Genomic DNA, 9466 nt, shown 5'->3' with positions numbered 1-9466 from the left:
GTACGACCAAGGTCTCAGGCCGGGACCGTCTCGCGACAGGGGTCAAAGCGCCGCGTGGACCTTACGCTGGCGGGCATGCCTGACTCCAAGCCGCGTGACGCCGATGTCGTGGGTGCCGGTGCACCGACCCCTTCCGCGCAGGGAGGAGAGGGCGTACTGGGGCAGGGGTACCGGGCACTGAGCGTCGGCATCGTCTCCGTCGTGCTGCTCATCGCCTTCGAGGCGACCGCCGTCGGCACGGCGATGCCCGTCGCGGCCCGTGAGCTGGACGGGATCTCGCTGTACGCGTTCGCCTTCTCCGGGTACTTCACGACCAGCCTGTTCGGGATGGTGCTCGCCGGGCAGTGGTCGGACCGGCACGGGCCCCTCGCGCCGCTGACGACGGGCATCGCCTCCTTCGGCGCCGGGCTGCTGCTGTCGGGGACCGCCGGGGCGATGTGGGTGTTCATCCTGGGACGGGCCGTGCAGGGGCTCGGCGGCGGGATGGTGATCGTCGCGCTGTACGTGGTGGTCGGGCGGGCCTATCCGGAACGGCTGCGACCGGCGATCATGGCGGCCTTCGCGGCGGCCTGGATCGTGCCGTCGATCGTCGGCCCGCTCGCCGCCGGCACGGTGACCGAGCGGCTCGGCTGGCGCTGGGTGTTCGTGGGCATCCCCGTCCTGGTCCTGCTCCCGCTCGCCTTCGCCCTGCCGCAGATCCGGCGGCGCGCGTCCGGACCGGCGGGCGGTCCGGACGCGCCCCCGGCATCGGGGAGCGCGGCCGGGCCCGGTCCCGGGGCCTCCTCCGACCGTCGCCGCATCCGGCTCGCCCTGGCCATCTCCCTCGGCGCCGGCCTCCTTCAGTACGCCGCGCAGGACCTGCGTCCCCTCTCGCTCCTGCCGGGGGCGCTCGGCGTGGCCCTGCTCGTGCCCGCCGTGCTCGGCCTGCTGCCCCGCGGCACCTACCGGGCCGCCCGCGGGCTGCCGTCCGTCGTGCTGCTGCGCGGCGTCGCCGCGGGGTCGTTCATCGCCGCGGAGTCCTTCGTGCCGCTGATGCTGGTCACCCAGCGCGGGCTCAGCCCGACCCTGGCCGGCTTCTCGCTCGCGGCGGGCGGTGGGACGTGGGCGCTGGGCTCCTGGGTGCAGTCGCGGTCGCGGTTCGAACCGTACCGGGAGCGGTTGACGACCGTCGGCATGCTCCTGGTCGCCGCGGCCATCGCCACGGCGCCGAGCGTGCTGGTCGACTCGGTGCCCGTCTGGACCCTGGCCGCCGCCTGGGGCGTCGGCTGCTTCGGCATGGGGCTGGTCATCTCCTCCACCAGCGTGCTCCTGCTGAAGCTCTCCGCCCCGGAGGAGGCCGGCAGCAACTCCGCCGCGCTGCAGATCTCCGACGGCCTGTCCAACGTCGTCCTCCTGTCCGGAGGCGGCGCCGCCTTCGCGGCCCTGGGCGGCGGCACGGTCTCCCACACCGCCACCCACACCTCCGGCTCCCACCCCGCCGCGTTCGCCGCGGTGTTCCTGCCCATGGCGGCGGTGGCCCTGCTGGGCGTGTGGGTGTCGACCCGGCTGCGGGAGCACCGGCCGTGAAGCGGCCGTCCTCCGCTCGCCCCCCGGGCCGTACGAAGCGCCGCGGGTCCTGCACGTCAGGAAACTCGGCCTCTGCTCGCCTCCGCTGCCGTGCACCGGCCGCACGCTGAACCTCCCCTTCCGGTCGAAGATTTACCGGTCGCCAGGTGCATCGGCACGGCCGCCCGCGGAGACCTGTACGAGCAGGCCGCGGCCCCGCTGCACGCCCGCGCCGCCCACGACTCCCGGCCGACGGCAACAAGCTCACCGCCTGGCCGGCGACCGCCACGTCCCCCGCCCTCAACGGCGTCGACCTGGCCGGGGTGGACCAGGACGTGGCGTACCCGCCGGTCGTCGACGTGGCGTCCGGGATGGAGGCGGAGGCCGGGAGGATCGCGGGGCGGCTGGGGGAGCTGTGACGTCGGTCCCACCCGCGCGGGACCCGGCCCGGTCCGCGCGTCGGCCGGCCGAGCGCGCCGGTAGGGTGGCCCGGTTGTCATACGTAGCCGAGCCGTCAGGCTCCTCGCACGAGCCGCCCGACCCCCAACGGAGACCGTGACTACCACCGCCGGCACCAGCACCGCCTCGCACCACCTCTCCCCGGCGTTCCCCGGGCGCGCCCCCTGGGGCACCGCCAGCAAGCTCCGCGCCTGGCAGCAGGGCGCGATGGAGAAGTACATCCAGGAGCAGCCGCGGGACTTCCTGGCGGTCGCCACCCCCGGCGCCGGCAAGACGACCTTCGCCCTGACGCTGGCCTCGTGGCTGCTGCACCACCACGTCGTGCAGCAGGTCACGGTGGTCGCCCCGACCGAGCACCTGAAGAAGCAGTGGGCCGAGGCCGCCGCGCGGATAGGGATCAAGCTCGATCCGGAGTACAGCGCCGGACCGCTCGGCCGGGAGTACCACGGCGTCGCCGTGACGTACGCCGGTGTCGGGGTGCGGCCCATGCTCCACCGCAACCGCGTGGAGCAGCGCAAGACGCTCGTCATCCTCGACGAGATCCACCACGCCGGTGACAGCAAGTCCTGGGGCGAGGCCTGCCTGGAGGCGTTCGAACCGGCGACACGGCGGCTGGCGCTGACCGGTACGCCCTTCCGGTCCGACACCAACCCCATCCCCTTCGTCACGTACGAGGAGGGCGACGACGGCATCCGGCGCTCCGCGGCCGACTACACCTACGGCTACGGCAACGCCCTCGCCGACAACGTCGTCCGGCCGGTCATCTTCCTCTCCTACAGCGGCAACATGCGCTGGCGCACCAAGGCCGGTGACGAGGTCGCCGCCCGGCTGGGCGAGCCCATGACCAAGGACGCCATCAGCCAGGCCTGGCGGACCGCGCTCGACCCGCGCGGGGAGTGGATGCCGGCCGTGCTGCGCGCCGCCGACCAGCGGCTGACCGAGGTCAGGAAGGCCATCCCGGACGCCGGCGCGCTCGTCATCGCCTCCGACCAGGACTCGGCGCGCGCCTACGCCAAGCTGCTCCGGGAGATCACCGGCAGCAAGGCCACGCTCGTGCTGTCCGACGACTCCGGCGCCTCCGAGCGGATCGACGAGTTCAGCAACAACACCGACCGGTGGATGGTCGCGGTGCGGATGGTGTCCGAGGGCGTCGACGTGCCCCGCCTCGCGGTCGGCGTGTACGCCACCACGATCTCCACCCCCCTGTTCTTCGCACAGGCCGTCGGCCGTTTCGTACGGTCCCGGCGGCGCGGCGAGACGGCCTCCGTGTTCCTGCCGACCGTGCCCGACCTGCTCTCCTTCGCCAACGAGATGGAGCGCGAGCGCGACCACGTCCTCGACAAGCCCAAGAAGGAGGGCGAGGAGGACCCCTACGCCGAGTCCGAGAAGGAGATGGAGGAGGCGAACCGGGAGCAGGACGAGGACACCGGCGAGCAGGACATGCTGCCCTTCGAGGCGCTGGAGTCCGACGCCGTCTTCGACCGGGTCATGTACAACGGCGCCGAGTTCGGCATGCAGGCCCACCCCGGCAGCGAGGAGGAGCAGGACTACCTCGGCATCCCGGGACTGCTGGAGCCCGACCAGGTGCAGTTGCTGCTGCAGAAGCGGCAGGCCCGGCAGATCGCGCACAGCCGCAAGAAGCCGGACGAGGAGGCCGACCTGCTCGAACTGCCCGCCGAGCGGCGGCCGGTGGTCTCCCACAAGGAGATGATGGAGCTGCGCAGGCAGCTCAACACCATGGTCGGCGCGTACGTCCACCAGAGCGGCAAGCCGCACGGCGTGATCCACACCGAGCTGCGGCGCGTGTGCGGGGGACCGCCGGCGGCCGAGGCGACGGCCGGGCAGCTGCGGCAGCGCATCGCCAAGGTGCAGGAGTGGGCCACCCGCATGAAGTGACGCCCCGGGGAGGGCTCCACAACCTGGGGGGCGCGCATACCGTCCCAAACCTGAGCACTACACCGCGGACCGTGCCCGGATTCTGGACGGAGCCTTCCGCTCAGCGAACCCCCTTCGCTACTGTCCCGCTACGCACACGCCCCGTGGCAGCGCCGCCGCGGAGCGCAGCCGTGAAGCGACGCGGCCCGGACAGGCCGGGCCGCCGGCCGATCGGCGGCCTCTGAAGCGCGTCGCCGACGGGACTCGGCGACGCATCCGCCGACCAGGGGGCCGCCGACCTCACCACTAAGGAGTGGGCGTCGTGACCGCGGAGACCTCCCAGACGCTCGACCGGGGACTGCGGGTCCTCAAGCTGCTCGCCGACACGGACCACGGGCTGACCGTGACCGAGCTCTCCGTCCGGCTGGGCGTGAACCGGACCGTGGTGTACCGGTTGCTCGCCACCCTGGAGCAGCACGCACTCATACGCCGTGACCTGGGCGGACGTGCCCGGGTCGGGCTCGGGGTGCTGCGGCTGGGACGGCAGGTCCATCCGCTGGTGCGGGAAGCCGCGATGCCGGCGCTGCGGTCGCTGGCCGAGGACATCGGCGCGACGGCGCACCTGACCCTGGTCGACGGGGCGGACGCGCTCGCCGTGGCCGTGGTCGAGCCGACCTGGACGGACTACCACGTCGCCTACCGGGCCGGGTTCCGGCACCCCCTGGACCGGGGCGCCGCCGGCAAGGCCATCCTCGCGGCCCGGCAGCACCCGCGGGCGGACCCGGGCTACACGCTCACCCACGGCGAGCTGGAGGCGGGCGCGTGCGGGGCGGCGGCCCCGCTGCTCGGTGTGACGGGCGTCGAGGGCAGTGTGGGCGTGGTGATGCTGGCCGACGTCGTACCGGAACGGGTCGGAGAGCGGGTCGTCGAGGCGGCCCGCGAGGTGGCGGAGGCGCTGCGCTGACGCCGGCCGGGGCGTCCGGGGCGGGCGGCCGACCGGGTCAGCGGACGGGGGCCGGTGACCTGGCCCCGGTGGTCCACCGCACCCGCGTTAGATTGATCCCGTGTTCTCTCGTCTCACGCGCCCCCAGGCCGTCGCCGTCTGCGCCCTGCCCGCCGTGGCCCTGATCGCCGCGGCCGTGTTCGCGCCGCTGCCGTTCTCGGTGGCGCAGCCGGGCGAGACGGCGAACGTGCTCGGCGAGCACAAGGGCGAGCCGGTGATCACCATCTCGGGTGCGCCGACCCGGGAGGCCCGGGGCGAGCTGCGGATGACCACCATCGTCGCGACCTCACCGGACACCCGCGTCTCCCTCCCCGACGTCCTCGACAGCTGGTTCCGCACCGACGAGGCCGTCATGCCGCGCGACGCCCTCTACCCGCGTGGAGACACGGTCAGGGAGATCGAGCGGCACAACGAGAAGCAGATGAAGGAGTCCCAGGACGCGGCGACCCAGGCCGCGCTCGGGTACCTCGGCCTCGACGCCAAGGACGTCAAGGTCAGCCTGAAACTCGCCGACGTGGGCGGGCCCAGCGCGGGGCTGCTCTTCTCCCTCGGGATCGTCGACAAGCTCGACGGCGACGGCACGGGCGGGGACCTCACGGGCGGCCGTGTCATCGCCGGTACGGGCACGATCGAAGCGGACGGCACGGTCGGTGCGGTGGGGGGCGTCGCCCTCAAGACGCAGGCCGCGAGGCGGGACGGCGCGACGGTGTTCCTGGTGCCGAAGGCGGAGTGCGCGGACGCGCGCGCCGAGCTGCCGAAGGGCCTCAGGCTGATCCCGGTCACGACGCTGAAGGGCACGGTGAGTGCGCTGCTGGCCCTGGATACGGGCAAGGGGTCCGTGCCCAGCTGTTAGTGGGCGGCGGCGGCCGGCCGGGGCCGGGTGGCGAGCTTCAGCCCGACCTCGACGAGGGTCCAGCCGAGGCGCATCCGCAGGTCGGGACGGCGCGCCGGGCGGGGGCGGGTTTCGGCCCGCAGCTCGGCGGCGCGGGCGTGGTGCAGGGCGAGGTGGATGTCGGGGTGCATCTCAGTCCGTCCTGATCGGGAAGGCGTGGGTGTGGAAGCGGACCTGCTCGGCGCCGGGGGTGTCCTCGTCGGCCGCGCGGTCGCGGTAGCTGTCGAGCAGCGCGTGCATCTTCCCGACGAGCTCCTGGGTCGTCTCGGGCGTCAGGCGCAGCGTCCAGCTGCTCAGGTCCCAGACGCGGGTCCACTCCTCGGGCCACGCGTCACGGTTGCCCAGCCAGGTCGACACGGCCCGGGTCTGCGCTGTGGCGACCTCGTGCACGTACAGGTCGGCCGCGCCGCGCACGGCCGGGTCCGCGTCGGTGAGCAGGGCGTCGTCGAAGCGAAGGCCGAGCTGGGCCGCCTTCCACCACCGCTCGCGCCCCTTGCCCCGCTCGGGGGCGTCCTCGACGAAGCCGTACTCGGCGAGCTGGCGCAGGTGGTAGCTGGTGGCGCCGCTGGACTCGCCGAGCTTCGCCGCCAGTTGCGAGGCGGTGGCCGGGCCGCCGAAGCGCAGGGCGTCGAGCAGCTGGATCCGCAGGGGGTGCGCGAGTCCCCGCAGGGACCGGGCGTCGAGCTGCCGTACCTGTGGGTTCTGGGATTCGGTCACCATGCAAAGCTATCCTTGCAAAGGAATCCTTGCAAGGTTTTCTTTGCAACTCTTCCTAGCCCTCCCGGACGAACCCCTCCGTCACCATCCAGTCCAGCGCCACCTCGTGCGGGTCCTCCCCCTCCACGTCCACCTTCGCGTTCAGCTCCCGCGCCACCGCGTTGTTCAGCCGCGCCGTCACCGGATCCAGCACGTCCGCGATCGCCGGCCACTCCTTCAGCGTCTTGGCGTTGATCATCGGCGCGGCGTTGTAGTGGGGGAAGAACTTCCGGTCGTCCTCCATCACGACCAGGTTCATCGACTTGATCCGCCCGTCCGTCGTGAACACCTCGCCGTACGGGCAACTCCCCTTGGCCGTCTGCGTGTAGATGATCCCCGTGTCCATCTGCGTGACGTTCCGCGCCGGCAGGTCCATCCCGTACCGCTTCTGCATGCCCGGCAGCCCGTCCGCCCGGTTCGCGAACTCGACCTCCACGCACAGCCGCACGGCGCCGGGGTCGGACTTCGCCAGCTTCGCCACGTCCGACATGGTCCTCGTGCCGTACTTCTCCGCGTTCTCCCGGTTCATCGCCAGCGCGTAGGTGTTGTCGAGGGACGACGGCCGCAGCCAGGCCAGTCCGTTCGCCGCGTCCTCCTTCCTCACCGCCTCCCACTGCCGCCGCGGATCCGTGATCGGCTCGCTGTGCCCGAGGTAGGTGATCCAGGCCGTGCCCGTGTACTCGTACCCGGCGTCCGCGTCGCCCTTGCGCACCGCCTCGCGGCTGCCGACGGAGCCCTGGATGCCCGTCCGGTCGAGGACCTCCGCCCCGGCCGCCTCCAGGGCGATGCCCATGATCGCGCCCAGGATCAGGCCCTCGGTGAACGCCTTGGACGTCACCGTCAGGCTCGCGCCCTTCAGCGGCCCGCCCCGCCCGACCGACCCGGGCCGGACGTCGTCGGCCATGGGGGAGCCGCTGGTCAGGCCGCACCCGGAGGCCGCCGTCAGCAGCAGCGCGGCCGGCAGCGCCCGGCCCCTCATGCCCGCAACCCCCGCGGCCGCAGCAGCAGTTCCGCGAGCGAGGCCAGCCAGTCCACCAGCAGCGCCAGGACGACCGTGAGGACCGACCCCAGCACCAGTACCGGCATGCGCTGGTTGGTGATCCCGGTCGTGATCAGCACGCCCAGCCCGCCGCCCCCGCCGAAGACCGCCAGCGTCGCCGTCCCGACGTTGAGGACGAGGGCCGTGCGCACACCCGCCAGGATCAGCGGCACGGCCAGGGGGAGTTCGACCCGGGTCAGCACGCCCATCGGGGACATGCCGATGCCGCGGCCCGCCTCCAACAAGGTCGGGTCGTTCGCCTTCAGGCCCGCGATCGTGTTGGACAGCACCGGCAGGACCGCGTAGAGGACCATGCCGATCAGGGCGGCCCTGCGGCCGATGCCCAGCCAGATCACCAGCAGGGCGAGCAGGCCGATCGCCGGGGTCGCCTGGCCCGTGTTGGCACAGGCCATCACCACCGGCGTGGCCCTGCGGAACGCCCCGCGGGTCAGCAGGATGCCCAGCGGGATCGCGATGACCAGCACGAAGAACGTGGAGATCGCGGTCAGCTGGATGTGCTGCCACAGCGCCTTGGACACCTGGCCGCCCGACAGGGCGTTCCGGGTGAGCGCGTCCAGGTCGGCCTGCTCGAACCAGAGCCAGGTGGCGAGGAGCACGGCGATCAGGCCGACGGGCAGGACGGTCAGCTTCCGCCAGCCGATCCGGGCGGGCCGGCGCTCCGGCCGGGGCGGTCCCGCGACGGACGCGGAGATCGCACCGGCGGGCCCGGGGTCCGGACCGGGCCGCCCGGAGGTCACCTCGGCCGCCGCGGCCCTCACCGCTCCCCTCCCGGGCCCACGCCCGTCACACCCCCGGCCCGCTCCTGCTCCACCCGGGTCTGCGCGGCCCGCAGCGACTCCAGCTCGTGCTGGTGCTCCATCGCGTCGAGCCGGTCGGCCTCCAGCATCTCGTGCACCGAGTTCATGAGCGTCTCCATGTCGACGACGCCCGTGTACTCGCCGCGCCGCCCGGTCACCGCCACACGCCCCGCGTTGTCGGTGAGCACCGCCTCCAGCGCGTCGCGCAGGGTCGCGTCCCGGGTGACCGTGTCGTGCACCAGCTGCCCGGCCCGGGCCAGCGACCCCCTGGCCCGCATCAGGTCGCCGCGCCGCAGCCACTTGTAGGGGCGGCCCCGCCGGTCGAGCAGCAGGACCTCGTTGGTGCCGCCGGCCCGCAGCCGGTTGAAGATCTGCTGCAGCGGGTCGTCGACCGTGACGGTCGGGTAGTCGGTGATCTCCACGTCCCGTACGCGGGTCAGGTTCAGCCGCTTCAGCGCGGCCCCGGCGCCCACGAACCCGGAGACGAAGTCGTCCGCCGGGTTGGTCAGGATCGCCTCGGGGGTGTCGAACTGGGCGATGTGCGAGCGCTCGCGCAGCACGGCGATCCGGTCGCCGAGCTTGATCGCCTCGTCGAAGTCGTGGGTGACGAACACGATCGTCTTGCGCAGCTCGTGCTGCAGCCGGATCAGCTCGTCCTGGAGGTGGTCCCGGGTGATCGGGTCCACCGCCCCGAACGGCTCGTCCATCAGCAGCACCGGCGGATCGGCCGCGAGCGCCCGGGCCACGCCCACGCGCTGCTGCTGGCCGCCGGAGAGCTGGCGCGGATAGCGGCCGTGGAACTCGCCGGGGTCCAGCCCGACGAGGTCGAGCAGCTCCTCGGTCCGCTCCCTGATCCGGGCCTTCGGCCAGCCGATCATCTTCGGGACCAGGCCGATGTTCTGGGCGACCGTCATGTGCGGGAAGAGCCCGGCGGACTGGATCGCGTAGCCGACCTTGCGGCGCAGCCCCACCGGGTCGATGTCGGTGACGTCCTCGCCGCCCATGCGGATCCGGCCGCCGGACGGCTCGATCAGCCGGTTGATCATCTTCAGCGTGGTCGACTTCCCGCAGCCCGAGGG

At 73.0% G+C, this 9466-nt stretch carries 9 protein-coding genes; 4 read left to right on the top strand and 5 right to left on the bottom strand.

Features of this window, described 5'->3' with window-relative positions; all coding sequences use genetic code 11:
• Positions 1-75 precede the first annotated feature (75 nt).
• From RIN80_RS24565 to RIN80_RS24550, 4 genes are all read left to right on the top strand, one after another.
• Entirely contained in the window at positions 76-1566 is a 1491-nt protein-coding gene (locus RIN80_RS24565) for an MFS transporter (RefSeq protein WP_309097825.1), read from the top strand.
• Between the two features lie 534 nt (positions 1567-2100).
• A complete protein-coding gene (locus RIN80_RS24560; protein WP_309097824.1) occupies positions 2101-3900 on the top strand; it encodes a DEAD/DEAH box helicase in 1800 nt (599 codons plus the stop codon).
• 301 nt (positions 3901-4201) lie between these two features.
• Positions 4202-4843 carry a helix-turn-helix domain-containing protein gene (locus tag RIN80_RS24555; protein WP_309097823.1) on the top strand — a complete coding sequence of 214 codons (642 nt, stop codon included), beginning with the start codon at positions 4202-4204 and terminating at the stop codon, positions 4841-4843.
• Positions 4844-4943: 100 nt separating this feature from the next.
• Positions 4944-5735, top strand: coding sequence for a S16 family serine protease (locus RIN80_RS24550; protein ID WP_309097822.1), 792 nt, complete (start codon positions 4944-4946; stop codon positions 5733-5735).
• On the opposite strand, the gene RIN80_RS24545 is transcribed toward RIN80_RS24550, so the two are convergent.
• The 5 genes from RIN80_RS24545 to RIN80_RS24525 form a co-directional block, all read right to left on the bottom strand.
• Entirely contained in the window at positions 5732-5905 is a 174-nt protein-coding gene (locus RIN80_RS24545; protein ID WP_309097821.1) for a hypothetical protein, read from the bottom strand. The two genes, RIN80_RS24550 and RIN80_RS24545, sit on opposite strands and share 4 nt — an antisense overlap.
• A 1-nt stretch (position 5906) precedes the next feature.
• Positions 5907-6494, bottom strand: coding sequence for a helix-turn-helix domain-containing protein (locus RIN80_RS24540; RefSeq protein ID WP_309097820.1), 588 nt, complete (start codon positions 6492-6494; stop codon positions 5907-5909).
• A 52-nt stretch (positions 6495-6546) separates the two neighbouring features.
• Positions 6547-7509 (bottom strand): glycine betaine ABC transporter substrate-binding protein, encoded by a 963-nt coding sequence (locus RIN80_RS24535; RefSeq protein WP_309097819.1) that lies wholly within the window; start codon positions 7507-7509, stop codon positions 6547-6549.
• Entirely contained in the window at positions 7506-8348 is an 843-nt protein-coding gene (locus RIN80_RS24530; protein WP_375141800.1) for an ABC transporter permease, read from the bottom strand. The genes RIN80_RS24535 and RIN80_RS24530 overlap by 4 nt, the downstream gene beginning before the upstream one ends.
• Positions 8345-9466: ATP-binding cassette domain-containing protein (locus tag RIN80_RS24525; RefSeq protein WP_309097818.1), on the bottom strand; the 1122-nt coding region annotated here is incomplete at its 5' end. The genes RIN80_RS24530 and RIN80_RS24525, both read right to left, overlap by 4 nt.

This window comes from Streptomyces sp. (genome assembly GCF_031181705.1).
In the GTDB taxonomy this organism is placed as follows: domain Bacteria; phylum Actinomycetota; class Actinomycetes; order Streptomycetales; family Streptomycetaceae; genus Streptomyces.
Note: the sequence above shows the minus strand (reverse complement) of the source record. Positions and strands in the feature narration are given on the sequence as shown.

Excerpts from the sequence above, each read along its gene's own strand:
- RIN80_RS24565 (WP_309097825.1), top strand. The coding sequence starts at position 76 with ATGCCTGACTCCAAGCCGCGTGACGCCGATGTCGTGGGTGCCGGTGCA.
- RIN80_RS24545 (WP_309097821.1), bottom strand. The coding sequence starts at position 5,905 with ATGCACCCCGACATCCACCTCGCCCTGCACCACGCCCGCGCCGCCGAG.
- RIN80_RS24540 (WP_309097820.1), bottom strand. The coding sequence starts at position 6,494 with ATGGTGACCGAATCCCAGAACCCACAGGTACGGCAGCTCGACGCCCGG.
- RIN80_RS24535 (WP_309097819.1), bottom strand. The coding sequence starts at position 7,509 with ATGAGGGGCCGGGCGCTGCCGGCCGCGCTGCTGCTGACGGCGGCCTCC.